Source organism: Pseudomonas sp. NFPP25 (genome assembly GCF_900116505.1).
Lineage (GTDB): Bacteria > Pseudomonadota > Gammaproteobacteria > Pseudomonadales > Pseudomonadaceae > Aquipseudomonas > Aquipseudomonas protegens.
In genome coordinates, this window is the sequence record NZ_FPBG01000003.1 from 586,911 (window position 1) to 605,890 (window position 18,980).

Below are 18,980 nucleotides of genomic sequence, written 5' to 3' on the forward strand. Positions count from 1 at the left end.
TGAGTGCAAAGAGCAGGAAAAATTCTTGGAGATGGTTGGATCGAAATTCAACATCGTGTAGAGATTCTCAGTGACACAAGCAGCACAGTGGCGCCACCTTAACCCTTTTTCCTGAACGTGCCAATGGTCAGTGCGAAGGTTTCTCGGTTTTCGTGACTGACGGCGGGGCGCTCGTCGCCCAGCCCTTGAAAATCGTGGCGTGAGGCGAGAAAAACGTCCCAGACTTTGAACCCGACCTCGCGCCCCGGTAAGATGCCAGACCGTTTTTTTTCACCTCGCTATTTCAGGACACCCGCCATGAGCATCAAATCGGACAAGTGGATTCGCCGCATGGCGCAAGAGCACGGCATGATCGAGCCCTTCGTAGAGCGCCAGATGCGTGGCGAAGGCCAGGATCGGCTGATCTCCTTCGGGGTGTCGAGCTACGGCTACGACGTGCGTTGCGCCGACGAATTCAAGGTGTTCACCAACATCAATTCGGCCACTGTCGATCCGAAGAACTTCGATGAAAAGAGCTTCGTCGACATCAAGAGCGACGTCTGCATCATTCCGCCGAACTCCTTTGCCCTGGCACGCACCGTCGAGTACTTCCGCATTCCGCGCAACGTGCTGACCATCTGCCTGGGCAAGAGCACCTATGCCCGTTGCGGCATCATCGTCAACGTGACCCCGCTGGAACCCGAGTGGGAAGGCCACGTGACCCTGGAATTCTCCAACACCACCACCTTGCCGGCGAAGATCTACGCCAACGAAGGCGTGGCGCAGATGCTGTTCCTGGAGTCGGACGAAGAGTGCGAAGTGTCCTACAAGGACCGTGGCGGCAAATACCAGGGCCAGCGCGGCGTGACCCTGCCACGCACCTGAGCTCGTCTGTCTGACGAATAGCGGGAATTCCTGAGCCGGCAGGCACTCTATTGAAGGTACTGCCGGTACGCGCAAGGCGTACCCGGCACAGCTCAGGAGTGCCCTCATGAAGATAGATCCGCGAATCAGTGCCACCTTGGCCAGGCTGGAACCCAATCAGGTTGGCGTACTGGCCTGGACCCTGCTGGCGCATCCTCCCGTCAGCATGGCCGGTGGCATTCCCGGCCAGCCGGATCCCGATTCCCCGCAACCCCTTGAACCCACCGAGCCGGGCGAACCGACTCTGCCCGACGAGCCGCCTCCCGCGCCTGTCGCCTGAAGCCCGTACCGCGCCCGCCCGGCCCAGAGCCTGAACGGGCGCGGTACCGCTGTTACTTCAGGTTGCCGCTGAGAAACTGCTGCAAGCGCTCGCTTTTCGGGTTGCCCAGCACGTCCTCCGGAGCACCTTCTTCTTCCACCAGGCCCTTGTGCAGGAACAGCACCTGGCTGGACACCTTGCGCGCAAAACTCATCTCGTGGGTGACCATGATCATGGTCCGGCCCTCTTCGGCCAGGCCTTGGATCACCTTGAGTACCTCGCCTACCAGCTCCGGGTCCAGGGCCGAGGTGGGTTCGTCGAACAGCATGACCTCCGGCTCCATGGCCAGGGCCCGGGCGATGGCCACCCGTTGCTGCTGGCCGCCGGATAGAAACGCCGGGTACTGGCTGGCCACCCGTGCCGGCAGGCCGACCTTGTCCAGGTAACGCCGGGCGCGTTCCTCGGCCTCCCTGGTGCTGACCCCCAGCACCCGGCGGGGGGCCATGGTGATGTTTTCCAGCACGGTCATGTGGCTCCACAGGTTGAAGTGCTGGAACACCATCGCCAGGCGGGTGCGAATCCGCTGCAGCTCGGCCGGGTCGGCCACGTGCATGCCGTGGCGGTCGCTGACCATGCGGATCTGCTGGCCATCCAGGCTCATGGCGCCGTCATCCGGGGTTTCGAGAAAGTTGATGCAGCGCAGGAAGGTGCTCTTGCCCGAGCCGCTGGCGCCGATCAGGCTGATCACGTCGCCGGTCCTGGCCTTGAGGGAAACACCTTTGAGCACTTCATTGTCGCCATAGCATTTATGCAGGCCTTCAACGGTCAATTTGTACATGGGGGCGTGCATCCTCAAGGCGAAAGTAGGTAACCGCTGCGATAGGCCTCGCGACCGGCGACATGGGCGATCACCATGCCTGCGGTGGCCATGCGTCGCAGCGAGCGGGCGTACATGAGCCCGGCGTTGTTGCAATGGATGGGGGTGACCCGGTCGTGGATCGGGTCGATGATTTCGGCCACCAGTTGCCCGGCCTCCAGGTATTCCCCCGGCAGGGCGTTGAACACCAGCAGCCCGCCTACCGGGGTCGCCACCGGTTCGACGCCGGCCAGGGGCGTGGCCGGGAAGGGCAGTTCGGGCAGTGGCGGCGCTTCACCGGCGATGGCCCCAAGCCGGGTCAGGTAGTCGATCAGGGCCTGGCAGTCGAGGCTGGCCAGGCCGTGGTTGACGTCGCCCTGGCCGCGCAGCTCGACGGTCACCGCAAAGCTGCCTGTCGGGATGGCGAAACGCTCGCCGAAGCGCTGTTGCAGTTGCCACCACAGCAGGCTGAAGCATTCGTCGAACGACCAGGCCGCGGAGTCGGTGGCCAGCAGGCAGGCTTCGGCGCCCAGGTAGCGAGCCAGCGGCTCCACCCGGGGCCAGGCTTCGGGGGTGGTGTAGAGATGCGCCACAGCCTCGAAGTCGCAATGCAGGTCCAGCACCATGTCGGCATCGCAGGCCAGCCGTTGCAGGGTCAACTGCAGGGACTGCAGTTGGGTTTGCGGCCGCTGGCGCGCCAGGGCATCGATCAGGTGACGGCGGATCAGTTCAAGGTTGTGTTCAGGGTCGGCATTGAGCAGCCCTTCGATGGCATCGCCGACTTGTTCGCCCAGGTCGGCGAAGCCGCGGTTGAAGTTCTGCCCGCTTTCCAGCTGGTAGCGGCCCAGGGGCACATCCATCAGCACCTGTTCCAGGCCCACCGGATTGGCCACCGGCACCAGGACGATTTCCTGGCGCAGGCGACCGGCGGCTTCCAGCTCGGCCAGGTGTTGCTTGAGGTGCCAGGCCACCAGCATGCCGGGCAACTCGTCGGCGTGCAGGGAGGACTGGATATAGACCTTGCCGGCGGCCTGGGGCGGGCCGAAGTGAAAGCTGTGGACCTGACGCGCGGTGCCCGGCAGCGGGGCGAGCAGGTCGTGGATCTCGTGGCGCATTGACGGTTTTCCTGCAGCAAGTCCTAGTGGGTCGGCCCGAGGAAAGCCAGCCAGCGGCGTTCGGCGAGGCGGAACAGGCCCACCAGGGCGAAGGTCACGCACAGGTAGATGATGGCGGCGATGCCGAACGACTGAAATGTCAGGAAGGTCGCCGAGTTGGCGTCGCGGGCGATTTTCAGAATGTCGGGAATGGTCGCGGTGAAGGCCACGGTGGTGGAGTGCAGCATCAGGATCACTTCGTTGCTGTAGTAGGGCAGCGAGCGGCGCAGGGCCGAGGGCATGATCACATAGGCGTACAGCTTCCAGCCGCTCAGGCCATAGGCCTTGGCCGCTTCGACTTCGCCGTGGGCCATGCTGCGGATCGCCCCGGCGAAGATCTCCGTGGTGTAGGCGCAGGTGTTCAGGGCGAAGGCAAGGATGGTGCAGTTCATTGCATCGCGAAAGAACGCATCCAGGACTGGCTGTGCGCGAATCGCGGCGATGCTGTAGATCCCGGTGTAGCAGATCAGCAACTGGATATAGAGCGGTGTGCCACGAAACAGGTAGGTGTAGAACTGCACCGGCCAGCGGATGTAGCGCTTGGGCGAGACCCGGGCGATGGACAGCGGGATCGACACCAAAAAGCCGATGCAGATCGAGGCACTGAGCAGCCACATGGTCATGGCCAGGCCGGTCACGTGGTAGCCATCGCTATAAAGGAAGGGACGCCAGTATTCCTGCAGGAGTTCGATCATCGCACGGCCTCCCGGGCGCCGGCGGCGTAGCGCCGTTCAAGCCTGCGCAGGACAAAGTTGGAGGCACTGGTGATCAACAGGTAGATCAGCGCCGCCAGAACCAGGAAGTAGAAGAGTTGGTAGGTGCTCTTGCCGGCGTCCTGGGCAGCCTTGACCAGGTCGGCCAGGCCAATGATCGACACCAGGGCCGTGGCCTTGAGCATCACCATCCAGTTGTTGCCGATGCCCGGCAGGGCAAAGCGCATCATTTGCGGAAAGACCACGAAGCGAAAGCGCTGGCCGCGTTTCAGCCCATAGGCGGTGGCCGCTTCCACCTGGCCCCGGGGCACGGCAAGGATCGCCCCGCGAAAGGTTTCGGTGAAGTAGGCGCCATAGATGAAACCCAGGGTGATCACCCCGGCGCTGAAGGGGTTGATCTCGATGTAGTCCCACTCCATGAAATCGGTAAAGGAGGTCAACCAGGTTTGCAGGCTGTAGAAAATCAGCAGCATCAGGACCAGGTCCGGTACGCCGCGGATCAGGGTGGTGTAGAGCTGGGCCGGAACCCGCAGCAGGGCAACGCTGGACAATTTGGCGCTGGCGCCGATCAGCCCCAGTAAAACGCTGACCAGCAGCGACAACACCGACAACTTGATGGTCATCCAGGTACCTTCCAGCAGCAGAGGGCCGAAACCCTTCAGGCTGAGCGCGGAAAGCCCCAGGTTTTTTAGAAGTTCTTCGAGCATCGATCTGTGACCCGTAGCGATAAAAAAAGCGCCCATCGAGGATGGGCGCCGACAGGTTATTTACCGCTGTAGAGGTTCAGGTCACCGAAGTGTTTTTTCTGGATGGTGGCGTAGGTGCCATCATCGTGTAACGCTTTGATACCTTTATCCAGAAGCGCTTTCAGCTCTTTGTTACCTTTCGAGATACCCACTGCGGTCTTGGCCGGCAGCAGCGGGTCGTCCACCGGCTTGCTGATCTCATAGTCAGCGCCTTGCGGTGACTTGAGGAAGCCCAGTTCGGCCTGCAGCATGTCCTGGATCGAGGCATCGAGGCGCCCGGAAGTCAGGTCGGCATAGACCTGGTCCTGGTTCTGATAGGCCTGGGTCTTGACCCCGGCCTTGTCCAGCACGGCCTTGGCGTAGGCTTCCTGAATGGTGCCCTGCTCGTAGCCGACGGTCTTGCCCTTGAGCGAGGCGGTGTCTTCGCTCAGGCCCGAGCCTTTCTTGAACACGAATGCGGTGGGGCCGGAAAACAGTTCGTTGGAGAAGTCGATGACTTTCTCGCGAGCCGGGGTGACGGTCATGGACGAGATCACACCGTCGAATTTATTGGCCTTGAGGCCTGGAATCATGCCGTCGAAGTCACTTTCGACCCACTTGCACTTGACCTTCAGCTCGGCACAGATGGCATTGCCCAGGTCGATGTCGAAACCCACCAGGCTGCCGTCGGCGGCCTTGGATTCGAAGGGGGCGTAGGAAGGGTCGACGCCGAAGCGCAGTTCCTTGTATTCCTTGGCCAGCGCGGAGCCGGCGGCCATGCAGAGAGCCAATGCAGAAAGGGTCAGCAATGCTTTTTTCATTATTCAATCCCTAAGAACCAATATGAGCGCTTGTGGCGCATGAGTACTGTTACTGGACCGCATAAGACTTAATGAAAGTAGCAATTTCCGAACCAGAGTCCCGAACAGGTGTTTTAAAAGCGCTGGAAAGCAGCGACATGAGGGAACCCGTGCGCTGAGATGGGGCGTGATTTTTGGCAGGCGCCAATAAGGTGCGAAGGGGTGGGCAATCTACGATGGGCGAACTGACAGGGCTGCCAGTGCCAAGCGCGGTTGAGGGCGCCGGTGAGCTGTTCGTTTTGGAGCAGGCCCGCTTGCACAGGACGTGCAAGCGGGTGGGGGAAGGTTACTTGCCTGGAACCAGGGTCAGGCGGGTCTTGCCGTAGCTGCGCTCGAAGTTCTGCGGTTGCATCGGCAGGCTCAGGTACTGGGCCTTGAGCCAGCCGTCGATGCCGTTGGCATAGTTGGGGCTCACCGGGTTGCCGGACTGGCCGCTGCTGTTGAGGCCCATCAAGGGTTCGCTGAGGCTGAAATCCACGATCAAGCGCAGGGCCGGTGTATCGGTGATGGCAAAATCCTGCCCCCAACGGTACGCGGCGCTGTTGATGGTGTTGTGGTCGCCCCCGGCCTGAAGCGGGCCACGGATCTGCCGGCCACTGGCGTTGGTCCACTGGTAGCTGTGCAGCTTGCCCCATTGCCAGGCCTTGCGGTCGGCGCCCAGCAGTTGCTCGCCGGAGCTGATGGCGGCTGCCAGGCTACGGGCGAGGATGGCTGGCTTGTCTTCCTTTTGCGCGGTGCGCGAATCGTCCCAGAACGGGCTGTCTTCCTGGCCCAGCAGGTGGTCGGCCTGGGCCGAGTAGGAAAGGTTGCCGTTGGCGACGAAGGCTTGCCAGGCGTCACTGGACTCGGGGCCGAGCTTGTCGAGGAAGATCTGCTTGGCGCTCTCCTGCAGGAACAATTCGTACAACGCCGCGTCGGCCGAGCCGGCGCTGACCTTGCCGTCGAACGCCAGCAAGCGGCTATAGGCTTCCCTGGCCTTGGCGCGTTCGGTATCGGGCAAGGCCTCGATGGCCTGCTTCAGCGGCTGGGCCATGCCCGGAGCTTCGAACATCTTTTTCAGTTTGGCGGCGAACAGCGTGCTTTGGTCGTACTGCAGGGCGATCAGGCTGCGGTTGTCCTGCTTGCCGCTGGAGGCCAGACCGGCCATGCGCTCGGCCCGTTCCGGGGCGTGCCAGGAATTGGACAGCTGCATGCCGTAGCCCCGCGAGATCACTCGCTGGTTGGCGGTGGCGATCCAGCCCTGGGGCGGGTCCTGGTCGTAGGGGTGGAGCATCGGGTCGGCGTAGCCGTCCCAGTCGTAACGGCCATCCCAACCCGGTGAAGGCAGCAAGCCTTCGCCTTCGCGGCGGTTGGGGAAGCGCCCGGTGACTTGCCAGCCGATGTTGCTGGCGTCGGCAAACACCATGTTCAGGGCGATGGCGCGGATTTCCCGACTGGCATCCGAGGCCTTCTCGACGTTCTGCGCCCGGGACAGGTCGAAGAAGGCGTCCAGGGTCTTGTCGTCCTTGAGCTCCGGCGTCTGCAGGGCCAGGCCGAAACCGTTACCGAGCGCTGCCCCCAGGGCGCTGTTGAGCAGCGGGCCATGGCGGGTTTCGTACACGGCTTCGCGAATCGGCCGTTGGCCTTTGACGAAATAGGTTTCGTTGCGCACGGTCACCGGCTGCCATTTGCCGTTGTTCTGGTAGTACAGGGCGTTGCCCTGGCGCTTGAGCTTTTCCAGGAACAGGTCCTGGTTGTCTCCCTCCACCGAGCTCATGCTCCAGGCCACCTTGCCGTTGAAGCCCTGGAGAATCGCCGGCAGGCCAGCGATGGACGCGCCAGCGGCCTGGTATTTAGGCGCGCGGATCTGGGTGTAGTACCAGGCTTGCAGGTGGCTGTCGGCGGCCAGCAGGCTGCGGCCGGTGCGGCTGCGCTGTGGGGCGATGGCCAGGTTACTGCCGCCGCGGGTGCCCAGGCTGTTGAGCTGGGCCAGACGGTTAATGGCGCGGCTGACTTCGTTCAGGCCCGGCACAGTGAGATTCAGGCCCTTGAGCTTGTCCGCTTCGGCCAGGGGCAGGGGTTCATCGGGATAGCTCGGAGTCAGCCACGGCAGTTTGTCGCTGCCGACTTTCTGCGCCAGCACCAGGGCGTTGATCTCTTCTTGCAGGTTGGCGGACTGGCCGAAGTTCAGCAGGCAGAAGATCAGCGCCGAATCCTCGGCTTTCCAGTATTCGGGGGTGTAGCCCTGGGCTGCCAGGTCCGGCGGCAGCTTGTCGCGATAGCGGAACAGGTAGGCGTTGACGCCCCGGGCATAGACCTCGAAGAAGCGCTTGATCCGTGGCGACGAAGCCTTGTACAGCTCATCGGCGCTTTTCTTCAGGTTGATCGCGCGCATCAGGCGGTCCACTTCCAGTGCGTCGGCACCGGACATTTCGGCCAGGCGGCCTTGTGCCAGCAGGCGCAGGGTCACCATCTGGCCAATGCGGTCGCTGGCGTGCACATAGCCCAGGGTGAACAGGGCGTCATGGAAGCTGCTGCTTTCGATCAGCGGTACGCCGACCGCGTTGCGCCGCACGGAAACGTTCTGTGCCAGGCCCTTGAGCGGTTGCACGCCAGAGGTGGGGGGCAGGGTGTCTTGAGTATTCCAGGACTGGCAACCGGCCAGGCTCAGAGCACTGGCCACTGCCGCGGCAACGCCGAACCGGGGAAGAAAATGTGAGAAGGCTGGCGAGGCCATGGCAAAGCTCCTGCGGGGGGTAGCGTCGATAAAGGCGCTACGTTAGTGAGCAGGCGAGTGCCGCGCAAGCGGGGGCAGGAGGTATTTCTCGACGACGCTGCAAATAGCGATCGCCGGCGCGTCAGCGCCTGGCAAAACCCGTAGGAGCCGGCTTGCCGGCGAAGAGGCCTTCTGGCCTTGGCTGGCCCTTGCGGGCACCGTGACTGGCAAGCCAGCTCCTGCAGGCACAAGGTTCAGGAGGCGGGATTGACCTGCTCTACCAGGGCATAGGCCCGCTCGGTAGCCGGTCGGGCCTGGATGCTGTTGAACCAGCGCTGCAGATTTGGGAAGTCCTCGAGTTTCTGGCTCTGCTTCTTATAGGAAGCGATCCAGGGATAGATCGCCATGTCGGCAATGCTGTAGTCGCTGCCGGCGACAAACTTGCGGTCCGCCAGGCGCCGATCGAGCACGCCGTACAGGCGCGCGGTTTCATCCACATAACGTTTGATGGCGTAGGGGATCTTTTCCGGGGCGAACTGGCTGAAGTGATGATTTTGCCCAGCCATCGGCCCCAGCCCGCCCATCTGCCAGAACAGCCATTGCAGGGCTTCCTGGCGCCCGCGCAGGTCCTGGGGCAGGAACTGGCCGGTCTTTTCCGCGAGGTACAACAGGATCGCCCCGGACTCGAACAGCGACAGTGGCTGGCCGCCATCGGCGGGTTGGTGGTCAACGATCGCCGGAATGCGGTTGTTGGGCGCGATCTTCAGGAATTCGGGCTTGAATTGCTCACCCAGGCCGATGTTCACCGGGTACAGGGTGTAGGGCAGGCCGGCTTCTTCCAGGAACAGGGAGATCTTGTGGCCGTTGGGGGTGGTCCAGTAATACAGGTCGATCATGGAACGCTCCAATTGGGATGTATCTGTGCTTAAGGACAGCAAACTCCGGCATTAGGTCGTCCTGTCTGCATTCGATGGCTTGCCTGAACAGCTAAGTGATGCTCAAGTGCGGCAAATTCAATGACCTCCACAGAGAAAAACATGCCCCTTCCGGCCAGCACCGCACTGATGCTCATCGACCAGCAGCAAGGCATCCTTCAGCCTCGGCTTGGCCCGCGCAACAACCCCGAGGCGCAGGTGCGGATGCTCGAGCTGCTGGCCCACTGGCGCGCCCGCGGCTGGCCGGTGATCCATGTGCAACACCTGTCGCGTTCGCCGGATTCGGTGTTCTGGCCCGGGCAGTCGGGGGTGGAGTTTCAACCGTGCTTTGAGCCCCGGGACGGGGAATGGCGGGTTCAGAAGCAGGTGCCGGATGCGTTTTGCGCCAATTCGCTGGAAGCGGATTTGCGGCGCGAGGGGATTGCCGGGTTGGTGATTGTCGGTGTTGCCACCAACAACTCTGTGGAGTCGACGGCGCGTACGGCTGGTAACCTGGGCTTTGCCGTGTGGGTGGTGGCCGACGCCTGCTACACCTTCGACAAGCCCGACTTCAACGGTCGGGCCCGTAGTGCCGAGGAGGTGCATGCCATGTCGCTGGCCAATCTGGATGGCGAGTACGCCACCGTCCTGGACCTGGCGCAGTTGCTGGCCCAGGAGGCCGGGCGCAGCTGAAGGCGCAAGTGCTAAGGCAGGCCCCGCCCGCGCTCAGGTCAGGCGCCGTGGCACTTCTTGAATTTCTTGCTGCTGCCGCATGGGCAAGGGTCGTTGCGGCCAACGTCTTTCAGTGCGTTGCGTACCGGCTCCTGGTGGGCGTGGTTGCAGTGCGGGCCGTGAACATGGCCATGGTCGTGATCGTGATCGTGATGGTCATGATCGTGGTTGCAGTCAGGGCCATGGACATGAGGTTGCTGGGTCATTGCGGGTTACTCCGGGATAAAATCGCCGGGAATTATCACGCCATTGCGCTTCAGGTGCACGTCCTGGCCGATGAATAATCCGATTTCCAGTTCCCCTTCGAGGCGGTAGGGGATAGGTCGCTCGGGCTTGCGCAGCAATTTCACCACATCGCGGATCTGCGGCCACAGGTTGGTCCGCACCGGCACCTTGAAGAAGCGGCTGCTGTGGGGCGTGACGGTGAACCAGTGTTCGTGCTCGCCTTCGCTGAGCAGGAAGCGCTCCAGGTAGACCTTGTAGGTCAGGCGACGCACGGTCAGGTCGCTGTCGTTGGGGTTATCCACCCGCAGGTGCAGGGTGAAGCGTTGTTCCAGCAGGTTGGCCTTGACCACCTCGACCTTGACCAGATGCACCGTCGGGTCGACGGACTCATCGCTGAACCAGGAGGCACAACCCGTCAGGCCCAGCGCGCCGAGCAGGCACAAGGTTCGTAACGCACGCAGCTCACCGATCATTGCAAGACTCCCTCTGGATGCCGGTGCCCATCCTGGGCCCGGGTTGGTAGCGGCCGGTCGCGGCTCAGCGGCTGAAATAGCTGGCGCAGCACTTCTTGAACTTGTGCCCGCTGCCACAGGGGCAGGCGTCGTTGCGGCCGGATTTGAGGGGAACCGTGGGGTCGATGAAATACCAGCGTCCCTGGTTCTGCACGAAGGATGAGCGTTCGCGGTGGCTATGCTCGCCCTGGCTGTCGTGCCAGCGGGCAGTAAAGGTGACAAAGGCATGCTCGGGCTGGCCGCCGAAGACTTCCGAGCTTTCGACCTGCAACCCCAGCCAGGTGCTTTGGGCGCTCCAGTCGCTGATGGACTGGCGATCCAGGCCCGCCTGTTGCGCCGGCAGGGTGGTGGCCAGCAGGTAATCCACCTGCCCCAGCACATAGGCGCTGTAGCGCGAACGCATCAGGGCTTCCGCGCAGGGCGCCGGATGACCGGCATGGTAGTGGCCGCAGCAGGCATCCAGCAGGTTGCCGCTGCCGCAGGGACAAATCGAGGCACTCATTGTGTTACCACCAATACTTTCCAAAGTTTTCCGGGTTTGCCCAGAATCGTGAATTGAGCCAATCGGGCACTTGCTTGTATTCAAGCAGATCGTAGGTGAACAGGGTCAGGACCTGTTCATCGCGCTGAAAGCGTTCGCTGGCCTGCAACGCCAGGGAATAGAAGTCGGTTTCCTGCCAGCCGCAGGCACACAGGTCGGCCAGCACGGCGATCCGGCTGGCATTGAGGTTGCGAATGCCCCCAAGCAGGTTCAGGCCGTCGCGCTTGGGCAAGTGCTCCAGGCAATCCACGGCCAGGGCCAGGTCGAAACGCCGCGCTGCCAGTTCCGCAGGCAGAGGGCCGGGTGCCGCCTGGGCCACTTGGGTCGTGGGGTGGGCCTCCTTGAAGGCAGCCAGGGCGGGGAAGTCGCTGGCACCGATCAGCAGCAGCTGTTGTGGTGCGTAGCGATCCAGCAAAGCCGCCAGGGCCTGCTGCGGGGTACGGTTGGAAATGCCGGCGCTCATCTTAGCTCCTCGGTCAGAACGCTAAAGACTAGCGTGCCGGCATCTGCGGGCCTAGAGCGGTTCACCACTAAATCGGCGAACCTCCCGTGTTTACGGGGCGAAACCGGTGATAGCCAGGTGCTGGCGCAGATGAAATGCGCGGTCTTTACTCCGTGAATCGGCCTTGAGCCGATCCCTCAGGAGAAATCAGATGAGCATCATTCGGACGGCAGTACCCCTGGTTCTGTTAACCAGTGTGTTGACTGGTTGTGCAGGTTTGCAGAAAACCGACTGGCCGATCTGCGCCGCGGTAGGTGGCGTCACGGGCGCGGCGCTGGGCGCCACCGAAAGCTCCTCGTGGGCGGGCGGCGGCGCACTGGTGGTCGGTGGCCTGGCGGGTGCGTACTGCTGGGTAAAAGGTGATGGCGACGAGGACGGCGATGGCGTGCCGGACAGCCGCGACAAGTGCCCCCACACATCCAGAGGCGTCCAGGTCGATGCCAACGGCTGCCCACCACCGCCACCGGTGGTAGAAGAGGTGGTAGTGGTCAAGGAAGAAACCATTGTCATTCGTGATGTGCACTTCCATTTCGACTCGGCCAAGCTGACCGATGCCGACAAAACCAAGCTCAACACCATCGTCACCCGACTGAAACAGGAGGCGTCGAGTGCCCAACTGCGAGTGACCGGCCATACCGACAGCGTCGGCAGCGATGCCTACAACCAGAAACTCTCGGACAAGCGCGCCCACTCGGTCGTGGAGTACCTGATCAGCAACGGCATTCCCCGCAGCAGCTTCGTCTCGGTAACCGGCGCCGGTGAAAGCAAGCCAGTGGCGGATAACAAGACCGCCGAAGGCCGGGCGATGAACCGTCGTACGGAAATCCAGATCAACCGCTGAAACCCCAGGGCCGTGCGGCGACGAGCCGCACGTGGCCGCCTCTGCTCCTGTGCCAGGACCATGCTGATGGCGCAGGAGCCTTTGATCCCGGTGTCTTCTCGGCGATGGGCTCAGCCTGTCTGTAACGGGCGATCCTCGTCGATCCGGTGGCTAAACAGCCACTTCGTGAAGAATTTTCATTCCCCTCTGGCTTACCCCCGGGATAACTCGTTACTGTGCGCGCAAAGAATAATTCACGAGGGGAGCGTATGAAGGTTTTATGGGGGCTGGGGAAGTTTCTGACCTTGGTTTTCTGGTTGGTGGTGTTGATCAACCTGGCCAGGCCGTTGATCAACCCGCTGCATCTTCTAGTGAATCTGGCGGGCAGCCTGTTGCTGCTGACCCATTTGCTGGAACTGCTGCTGTTCAACGGCAGCCTCAAGGATCGGCCACATCCCTGGCGTGACCGGCTGTACATCCTGCTGGTGGGGATCTTCCACCTGCAGACTCTTCCTGCTCCTGTCGTTGTCGAGGCCGACCATGCGTAAGCTCTGCCTGCTGGCTCTTTTCTGCAGCCCCCTGGCCATGGCCCAGGTGGTCAAGGTCGAAACCAACTCCCTGATGCGTCTGCCCAATACCGCCAGCACTCTGCAACTGGAGCGGCTGGAAGTGGCGGACTATGGCACCTTGCTAATCCCCGCCAATGTCACCGAACTCAAGGTGGACGAACTGCGGCTGGGGCATGAGGCGCGGATCGCCATCGTCCCTACCGAACAGAGCCTGCACTTGACTGTCCGCCGTGCGGAGCTGGAAGCGGGCAGCCAGATCACTTCCCGCGGCGCGCCGGGTACCTACCTGAAGGCCGCCAAGCCGGGGCGCAACCTGAACCTGCGCATCGAGTCGTTGCAGGCCGAGACGCTGTCCGTGGACGCCCGGGGCGGTGCTGGTGCGCCGGGTTATGTCGGTCTGGATGGCGCCAATGGCCAGGAACCGGGCTGCACCTGGGGCAGCGCGGGGCGTGGGGCTGACGGTGACAATGGCGGCGATGGCCGTCCTGGTGCGGCAGGCGCCCAGGTCCGGGTGGAACTGCCGCGAGACTTCCCCAGCGAGCAGATCAAGGTCTGGGTCGATGGTGGCGCAGGCGGGCTGGCCGGTGCCGGTGGCAAGCCGGGTGCGGGCGGCAAGTCCAAGGGGTGCCTGGTGTACCGCACCGACGGTGGCAAGAGCGGACGGCCCGGCGCCCAGGGTCAGCCCGGCCCGGCCGGCGAGCCTGGCGCGCTGACGGTGCAGCGCCTGTAACGTAACGTTTGCGTTGAACCTTGCCCGGCCGCACGCTTCTGTAGCGGGCGGCCTGTTTTCAGAAGGTCGGCCGGGCCGCCGCCAGGGCGACCAGCACCAGGCCGATGATCAGGTTGCTGCCCACCAACCGGCGAATCTTGCCCAGCGCCGCGGCACCAGCGGGCCAATCCTCGGCCGCTACTGCCTTGCGCAGCTCCGGCAACTGCAGGGACTGGATGCGGATGAACAGGGCGGTCATTACCAGGTACAGGCCCATCATGATCTGCACATACTTGGGCGCGGTTTCAAAGCCGCTGAAGCGCAAATGCAGCAGGCCGATACCGCTGATCGGCAACAGCACCACGGCGATCCACACCCAGACGAAAAAACGCGGAAACACTTGCGCCCACAACTTCAGCCGCGCCGGCCCCTCCAGGGCCACCATGGCCGCCGGGCGCAGGACCATCCAGGCGAAGAACATGCCGCCGACCCAGACCAGGGCGGCCAGGACATGCAGGGTGTAGGCAAGGGCGAAAGGGGTCATTCGGGTACTCCGTTCTGCGCGGGATGAATTAGCGGGGTATGATAGCGGCCGATTCGAACCACTGAAAATTTATCCAGCGTTTTGTGCGCCCGAAAAACCATGATCAGCAACGAACTCAAAACCACGATCCAGGGCGCCTACTCGCGTTTTCTCGAAGCCAAGAGCCTCAAGCCGCGTTACGGCCAGCGCCTGATGATCGCCGAAGTGGCCAAGGTCCTGGGTGATATCGACACCGACGACGAAGGCCGGCGCAGTGGCGACCCGGCGGTGGTCGCCGTGGAAGCCGGCACCGGTACCGGCAAGACCGTGGCCTACAGCCTGGCGGCAATTCCCACGGCCAAGGCCGCCGGCAAGCGCCTGGTGATCGCTACCGCCACCGTCGCCCTGCAGGAGCAGATCGTCTACAAGGACCTGCCCGACCTGATGCGCAACAGCGGGCTGAACTTCAGCTTCTCCCTGGCCAAGGGCCGCGGTCGCTACATGTGCCTGTCCAAGCTCGACATGCTGCTCCAGGAAGGCCACGCCCAGACCGCCACGGCCCAGCTGTTCGAGGAAGAAGGCTTCAAGATCGAAGTGGATGAAGCCAGCCAGAAGCTGTTCACCAGCATGATCGAAAAACTCGCCGGCAATAAATGGGACGGCGACCGCGACAGCTGGCCCACGGCCCTGGAAGACGCCGACTGGGCGCGCCTGACCACCGACCACAGCCAGTGCACCAACCGCCATTGCCCGAACTTCGGCCAGTGCGCCTTCTACAAGGCTCGTGAAGGCATGGGCAAGGTCGATGTGATTGTCACCAACCACGACATGGTCCTGGCCGACCTGGCACTGGGCGGCGGCGCCGTGCTGCCGGACCCGCGCGACACTCTCTATGTGTTCGACGAAGGTCACCACCTGCCGGACAAGGCCATTGGCCACTTCGCCCATTACACCCGCCTGCGCTCCACTGCCGACTGGCTGGAGCAGACCGCCAAGAACCTCACCAAGCTGCTGGCCCAGCATCCGTTGCCGGGTGATCTGGGGCGCCTGATCGAGCAGGTGCCGGAGCTGGCGCGGGAGATCAAGACCCAGCAGCAGTTCATGTTCACCGCCTGCGAGCAGATCGCCGATTTCCGCACCGGCGAAGACATGGAAGGCCGCGAGCGGCCACGCCACCGTTTTGTCGGCGGGCTGATCCCCGAGCATATGCGCGAGATGGGCCTTGAGTTGAAAAAGGGCTTTTCCCGTCTCACCGACCTGTTCACCCGCCTGACCGAGTTGCTCAAGGAAGGCATGGATGGCGAGGTCAACATCGGTATCGCCAGCAACCAGGCCGAAGAGTGGTACCCGCTGTTCGGCAGCCTGCTGGCCCGTGCCTCGGGCAACTGGGAACTGTGGACCGCGTTCACCGTCGAGGACCCGGAAGACAATCCGCCCATGGCCCGCTGGCTGACCCTGGCCGAAAGCGGCTCGCTGTTCGACATCGAGGTCAACGCCAGCCCGATCCTCGCTGCGGAAATGCTCCGGCGCAATCTGTGGAACGTGGCCTACGGTGCCCTGGTTACGTCGGCGACCCTGACTGCCCTGGGCACTTTCGACCGTTTCCGCATGCGTGCCGGCCTGCCGAAAAAGGCCGTGACCGCCGTGGTGCCGAGCCCTTTCCACCATGCCGATGCCGGGGTGCTGCGGGTACCCGACCTGCGGGCCGACCCGCGGGACGCGCCGGCGCATACCGCGGCGATCATCCGCGACCTGCCGGAACTGGTGGAGGGCTCGCGGGGCACCCTGGTGCTGTTCTCCTCGCGCAAGCAGATGCAGGACGTGTTCGACGGCCTGGACCGGGACTGGCGCAAGCAGGTGTTCATCCAGGGCAACCTGTCCAAGCAGGAAACCCTGAACAAGCACAAGGCGCGGGTCGACGGTGGCGATTCCAGCGTGCTGTTCGGCCTGGCGAGTTTCGCCGAAGGGGTGGACTTGCCCGGGGCCTACTGCGAACACGTGGTGATCGCCAAGATCCCGTTCTCGGTGCCGGATGACCCGGTGGAGGCGGCGCTGGCGGAGTGGATCGAAGCCCGTGGTGGCAACCCGTTCATGGAAATCTCGGTACCGGATGCATCCCTCAAGCTGGTCCAGGCCTGCGGTCGCCTGCTGCGCACCGAACAGGACCGCGGCACCATCACTCTGCTGGACCGCCGTCTGGTCACCCAGCGCTATGGCAAGGCTATCCTCAATGCCTTGCCGCCGTTTCGCCGAGAAATATCTTAAGCACGGCCCGCATATTTGCGTGCCGTGCTGTCTATTTCATGTCACCGCTTCAGCACCGGCCGTTCATCGGTCTTTAGGGAGAGCCAGGTTCATATGATTCGCCGTTCGTTGCCCGCTGTATTTGCCCTGTTGTTTGCCGCGCCCGTCTGGGCGGCCCCTGCCGGACAACAGACGCTGTTCAACTTTGTCCGACCTGCTGCTGTGGTGCAGGTGGCGACACAGGATGCCAGCCTGCCGCAATCCAACGCAGAGCAAACGGCCGAAGGCGAAGTGCTGCGGCGCATCATCTTCAACCCCACGAGCCGGCCGAGCCTGAGCCTGGCGCCCCAGAGCGGGGCCTGGGACTGGTCGCAGTCGGGAATGATGAGCCTGCGTATCCAGAGCGCGATGAACTGGGCCCTGACCCTCTACGTGACCATCCAGAGCAATGACGGCAAGACCCTGGTCAGCCGCGTCGACCTGCCGGCCGGCCCGGCGCAGACCCTGCTGGTGCCGCTGGTGGCCAGCAGTCCGCTGAGCCAGGGCATGAAGGCCGCGCCACCGATGCCGATGACCCTGGACGGCCAGCGCATCCTGCTGGCCAGCAGTGAAGGGCAACTGGACCGCAGCCAGGTGGTGTCGGTGACCTTGTCCATGGACAACCCCAAGGCGGCCCAGAGCATTCTGCTGGAGCGTTTCGGCGTGCAGGACGGCGAGGGGGTGATCAAGGCGGTCTACGGTTCCCTGGTGGATGCCTACGGTCAATCGACCCGGGCCCGCTGGCCGGAAAAGATCACCAGTGACGATCAGCTCAAGGCGGCCGACGCCAAGGAGCAACAACAGCTCCAGGGCTGGCTGGAGGAGCGCGAGAAGGCTTCGCTGGACAGCTACGGTGGCTGGAACAAGGGGCCGAGCTTCAAGGCCAGCGGTTTCTTTCGCACGGAAAAACGAGATGGCCGCTGGTTCCTCGTGACCCCGCAGGGGCATCCGTTCTATTCCCTGGGGGTCAATACTGTGGCGCCCGACAACAACCAGACCTATGTCGCGGGCCGGGAATGGATGTTCGGTGCCTTGCCCAAGGACGACGAACCCCTGGCGGCGTATTACGGTGAAGGCGACAACCGTGGCGGCAATGGCGCCGACCAGGGCCGTGGCTATGGTTCAGGGCGCTGGTATGACTTCTATCAGGCCAACCTGCAACGGACCTACGGCAAGCCCTGCACCGCGGACAGTGCCACTGCGCAGCAGGCGCCGGCCGACACCTCGCCGGCGCCCCAGGCAACTCCTTGCGTGGCACCGGCCTTCGACCAGAAACGCTGGGTTGGCCACACCCTGGACCGCTTGCAGGCCTGGGGCTTCAATACCATCGGCAACTGGAGCGCTCCGGCCCTGGGGCTGGCCGACCGGGTGCCTTACACCTTGCCGCTGTCGATCGTGGGTGATTACGCCAGCATCAGCACCGGCAGTGACTGGTGGGGCGGCATGCCGGATCCTTTCGACCCGCGCTTTGCCATGGCCACCGAACGTGCCGTGGCCATTGCCGCCCGCGACCATCGGGACGACCCCTGGCTGATCGGCTACTTTGCCGACAACGAATTGGCCTGGGCCGGCCCCGGCGACGATGCCAAATCCCGCTATGCCCTGGCCTACGGCACCCTGCGCCTGACCACCGACGTACCGGCCAAGCGCGCGTTTCTCAAGCAACTGCGGGACAAGTACCGCAACCAGGCCGGGCTGTCGAAAGCCTGGGGCATCGACCTGCCGGCCTGGGAGTTGATGGAAGACCCGGGGTTCGTGCCGCCGTTGCCGAGCCCGGAGCACCCGGAGATCGAGGCCGACTTCAAGTATTTCCAGAAGGTCTTCGCCGATACCTACTTCAAGACCATCTCCGACTCGCTGAAATGGCACGCCCCCAACCACCTGCTGCTGGGCGGGCGGTTTGCCGTGAGCAACCCTGAGGCCGTGGCTTCCTGCGCCCAGTACTGCGATGTCTTGAGCTTCAACATGTACACCCTCAAGCCCCAGGACGGTCAAGACTTTGCCTACCTGCGCAGCCTCGACAAGCCGGTACTGGTGACCGAGTTCAACTTCGGTTCCCGGGATCGCGGTCCGTTCTGGGGCGGTGTGACCGAGCTGGCCCGGGAAGAGGACCGTGGCCCGGCCTATGCCAACTTCCTCAAGCAGGCGGTCAGCGAGCCGTCGATTGTCGGCGTGCACTGGTTCCAGTACCTGGACCAGCCGGTGACCGGGCGCTTGCTGGACGGTGAAAACGGCCATTTCGGCCTGGTGGGCATCACCGATGTGCCGTTCCAGGGCTTTGTCGACAGCGTGCGCAAGAGCAACCTGCAGGCCATTGATCAGTTGGGCAAGGCCGCGGAGCAGGCTCGGGTCGAGGCGGAGCAGGCCGTGGCTGGTGAGCATGGGGGCGATGGTGCTGACAAAGGCCGCGCCGGCAAGGGCCCGGGCGGGCACGCCGGAGGCCATGCCGGCAACGGTCATTGACGTTCACAAGGCCTGAGCGGCT

20 protein-coding genes are annotated in these 18,980 nt (G+C 63.3%); 8 read left to right on the forward strand and 12 right to left on the reverse strand.

Going from position 1 to position 18,980, the window contains the following annotated elements:
* The first annotated feature begins 297 nt into the window (after positions 1-297).
* Positions 298-864, forward strand: coding sequence for a dCTP deaminase (dcd, locus tag BM382_RS14740; protein WP_011059604.1), 567 nt, complete (start codon positions 298-300; stop codon positions 862-864).
* A gap of 106 nt (positions 865-970) precedes the next feature.
* Positions 971-1,183 carry a hypothetical protein gene (locus tag BM382_RS14745; RefSeq protein ID WP_011059605.1) on the forward strand — a complete coding sequence of 71 codons (213 nt, stop codon included), beginning with the start codon at positions 971-973 and terminating at the stop codon, positions 1,181-1,183.
* 52 nt (positions 1,184-1,235) lie between these two features.
* On the opposite strand, the gene BM382_RS14750 is transcribed toward BM382_RS14745, so the two are convergent.
* The 7 genes from BM382_RS14750 to BM382_RS14780 all read right to left on the reverse strand — a co-directional run bounded on the left by BM382_RS14750 (position 1,236) and on the right by BM382_RS14780 (position 9,061).
* Entirely contained in the window at positions 1,236-2,000 is a 765-nt protein-coding gene (locus BM382_RS14750; protein WP_015634391.1) for an ABC transporter ATP-binding protein, read from the reverse strand.
* A gap of 14 nt (positions 2,001-2,014) precedes the next feature.
* Positions 2,015-3,133, reverse strand: a complete 1,119-nt coding sequence (locus tag BM382_RS14755) for a succinylglutamate desuccinylase/aspartoacylase family protein (RefSeq protein WP_011059607.1) — start codon at positions 3,131-3,133, stop codon at positions 2,015-2,017.
* A gap of 23 nt (positions 3,134-3,156) precedes the next feature.
* Positions 3,157-3,867: an ABC transporter permease gene (locus BM382_RS14760; RefSeq protein ID WP_011059608.1), complete on the reverse strand. Its 711-nt coding sequence runs from the start codon at positions 3,865-3,867 to the stop codon at positions 3,157-3,159.
* Complete coding sequence (locus BM382_RS14765; protein WP_011059609.1) at positions 3,864-4,592, reverse strand: ABC transporter permease; 729 nt, start codon at positions 4,590-4,592, stop codon at positions 3,864-3,866. Before BM382_RS14765 ends, BM382_RS14760 begins: the two co-directional genes overlap by 4 nt.
* Before the next feature lie 56 nt (positions 4,593-4,648).
* The gene (locus tag BM382_RS14770; protein ID WP_011059610.1) at positions 4,649-5,431 is read right to left on the reverse strand and encodes a transporter substrate-binding domain-containing protein; all 783 of its coding nucleotides are present in this window, start codon (positions 5,429-5,431) and stop codon (positions 4,649-4,651) included.
* A 325-nt stretch (positions 5,432-5,756) separates the two neighbouring features.
* Complete coding sequence (locus BM382_RS14775; protein ID WP_072443181.1) at positions 5,757-8,186, reverse strand: penicillin acylase family protein; 2,430 nt, start codon at positions 8,184-8,186, stop codon at positions 5,757-5,759.
* 233 nt (positions 8,187-8,419) lie between these two features.
* A complete protein-coding gene (locus BM382_RS14780) occupies positions 8,420-9,061 on the reverse strand; it encodes a glutathione binding-like protein (protein ID WP_011059612.1) in 642 nt (213 codons plus the stop codon).
* Between the two features lie 141 nt (positions 9,062-9,202).
* On the opposite strand from BM382_RS14780, the gene BM382_RS14785 reads away from it, so the two are divergent.
* Positions 9,203-9,772, forward strand: a complete 570-nt coding sequence (locus BM382_RS14785) for a cysteine hydrolase family protein (RefSeq protein ID WP_011059613.1) — start codon at positions 9,203-9,205, stop codon at positions 9,770-9,772.
* Between the two features lie 38 nt (positions 9,773-9,810).
* Here the strand turns inward: BM382_RS14785 and BM382_RS14790 are convergent, their stop codons facing one another.
* From BM382_RS14790 to BM382_RS14805, 4 genes are all read right to left on the reverse strand, one after another.
* Positions 9,811-10,017, reverse strand: a complete 207-nt coding sequence (locus tag BM382_RS14790) for an SEC-C metal-binding domain-containing protein (protein WP_016965285.1) — start codon at positions 10,015-10,017, stop codon at positions 9,811-9,813.
* A gap of 6 nt (positions 10,018-10,023) precedes the next feature.
* Entirely contained in the window at positions 10,024-10,509 is a 486-nt protein-coding gene (locus BM382_RS14795; RefSeq protein WP_015634397.1) for an LEA/WHy family protein, read from the reverse strand.
* Between the two features lie 64 nt (positions 10,510-10,573).
* Positions 10,574-11,050, reverse strand: coding sequence for a YchJ family protein (locus tag BM382_RS14800; RefSeq protein WP_011059615.1), 477 nt, complete (start codon positions 11,048-11,050; stop codon positions 10,574-10,576).
* A gap of 4 nt (positions 11,051-11,054) precedes the next feature.
* The gene (locus tag BM382_RS14805) at positions 11,055-11,552 is read right to left on the reverse strand and encodes a DUF6231 family protein (protein ID WP_011059616.1); all 498 of its coding nucleotides are present in this window, start codon (positions 11,550-11,552) and stop codon (positions 11,055-11,057) included.
* A 190-nt stretch (positions 11,553-11,742) separates the two neighbouring features.
* On the opposite strand from BM382_RS14805, the gene BM382_RS14810 reads away from it, so the two are divergent.
* From BM382_RS14810 to BM382_RS14820, 3 genes are all read left to right on the forward strand, one after another.
* Positions 11,743-12,432 carry a PA1041 family peptidoglycan-binding anchor lipoprotein gene (locus tag BM382_RS14810; protein WP_072443183.1) on the forward strand — a complete coding sequence of 230 codons (690 nt, stop codon included), beginning with the start codon at positions 11,743-11,745 and terminating at the stop codon, positions 12,430-12,432.
* Between the two features lie 248 nt (positions 12,433-12,680).
* A complete protein-coding gene (locus BM382_RS14815) occupies positions 12,681-12,959 on the forward strand; it encodes a DUF1145 domain-containing protein (protein WP_011059618.1) in 279 nt (92 codons plus the stop codon).
* Positions 12,952-13,710 (forward strand): hypothetical protein, encoded by a 759-nt coding sequence (locus BM382_RS14820; protein WP_026020132.1) that lies wholly within the window; start codon positions 12,952-12,954, stop codon positions 13,708-13,710. Before BM382_RS14815 ends, BM382_RS14820 begins: the two co-directional genes overlap by 8 nt.
* A 58-nt stretch (positions 13,711-13,768) precedes the next feature.
* Here BM382_RS14820 and BM382_RS14825 read toward each other — a convergent pair whose 3' ends face one another.
* Positions 13,769-14,233 (reverse strand): CopD family protein, encoded by a 465-nt coding sequence (locus BM382_RS14825; protein WP_011059620.1) that lies wholly within the window; start codon positions 14,231-14,233, stop codon positions 13,769-13,771.
* A gap of 99 nt (positions 14,234-14,332) precedes the next feature.
* Between BM382_RS14825 and dinG the strand changes: the two genes are divergently transcribed.
* Entirely contained in the window at positions 14,333-16,477 is a 2,145-nt protein-coding gene (gene dinG / locus BM382_RS14830) for an ATP-dependent DNA helicase DinG (RefSeq protein WP_011059621.1), read from the forward strand.
* Between the two features lie 93 nt (positions 16,478-16,570).
* Entirely contained in the window at positions 16,571-18,958 is a 2,388-nt protein-coding gene (locus tag BM382_RS14835) for a beta-galactosidase (RefSeq protein WP_072443185.1), read from the forward strand.
* Positions 18,959-18,980: the final 22 nt, after the last annotated feature.

Excerpts from the sequence above, each read along its gene's own strand:
- dcd (WP_011059604.1), top strand. The coding sequence starts at position 298 with ATGAGCATCAAATCGGACAAGTGGATTCGCCGCATGGCGCAAGAGCAC.
- BM382_RS14745 (WP_011059605.1), top strand. The coding sequence starts at position 971 with ATGAAGATAGATCCGCGAATCAGTGCCACCTTGGCCAGGCTGGAACCC.
- BM382_RS14750 (WP_015634391.1), bottom strand. The coding sequence starts at position 2,000 with ATGTACAAATTGACCGTTGAAGGCCTGCATAAATGCTATGGCGACAAT.
- BM382_RS14755 (WP_011059607.1), bottom strand. The coding sequence starts at position 3,133 with ATGCGCCACGAGATCCACGACCTGCTCGCCCCGCTGCCGGGCACCGCG.
- BM382_RS14760 (WP_011059608.1), bottom strand. The coding sequence starts at position 3,867 with ATGATCGAACTCCTGCAGGAATACTGGCGTCCCTTCCTTTATAGCGAT.
- BM382_RS14765 (WP_011059609.1), bottom strand. The coding sequence starts at position 4,592 with ATGCTCGAAGAACTTCTAAAAAACCTGGGGCTTTCCGCGCTCAGCCTG.
- BM382_RS14770 (WP_011059610.1), bottom strand. The coding sequence starts at position 5,431 with ATGAAAAAAGCATTGCTGACCCTTTCTGCATTGGCTCTCTGCATGGCC.
- BM382_RS14775 (WP_072443181.1), bottom strand. The coding sequence starts at position 8,186 with ATGGCCTCGCCAGCCTTCTCACATTTTCTTCCCCGGTTCGGCGTTGCC.
- BM382_RS14780 (WP_011059612.1), bottom strand. The coding sequence starts at position 9,061 with ATGATCGACCTGTATTACTGGACCACCCCCAACGGCCACAAGATCTCC.
- BM382_RS14785 (WP_011059613.1), top strand. The coding sequence starts at position 9,203 with ATGCCCCTTCCGGCCAGCACCGCACTGATGCTCATCGACCAGCAGCAA.
- BM382_RS14790 (WP_016965285.1), bottom strand. The coding sequence starts at position 10,017 with ATGACCCAGCAACCTCATGTCCATGGCCCTGACTGCAACCACGATCAT.
- BM382_RS14795 (WP_015634397.1), bottom strand. The coding sequence starts at position 10,509 with ATGATCGGTGAGCTGCGTGCGTTACGAACCTTGTGCCTGCTCGGCGCG.
- BM382_RS14800 (WP_011059615.1), bottom strand. The coding sequence starts at position 11,050 with ATGAGTGCCTCGATTTGTCCCTGCGGCAGCGGCAACCTGCTGGATGCC.
- BM382_RS14805 (WP_011059616.1), bottom strand. The coding sequence starts at position 11,552 with ATGAGCGCCGGCATTTCCAACCGTACCCCGCAGCAGGCCCTGGCGGCT.
- BM382_RS14810 (WP_072443183.1), top strand. The coding sequence starts at position 11,743 with ATGAGCATCATTCGGACGGCAGTACCCCTGGTTCTGTTAACCAGTGTG.
- BM382_RS14815 (WP_011059618.1), top strand. The coding sequence starts at position 12,681 with ATGAAGGTTTTATGGGGGCTGGGGAAGTTTCTGACCTTGGTTTTCTGG.
- BM382_RS14820 (WP_026020132.1), top strand. The coding sequence starts at position 12,952 with ATGCGTAAGCTCTGCCTGCTGGCTCTTTTCTGCAGCCCCCTGGCCATG.
- BM382_RS14825 (WP_011059620.1), bottom strand. The coding sequence starts at position 14,233 with ATGACCCCTTTCGCCCTTGCCTACACCCTGCATGTCCTGGCCGCCCTG.
- dinG (WP_011059621.1), top strand. The coding sequence starts at position 14,333 with ATGATCAGCAACGAACTCAAAACCACGATCCAGGGCGCCTACTCGCGT.
- BM382_RS14835 (WP_072443185.1), top strand. The coding sequence starts at position 16,571 with ATGATTCGCCGTTCGTTGCCCGCTGTATTTGCCCTGTTGTTTGCCGCG.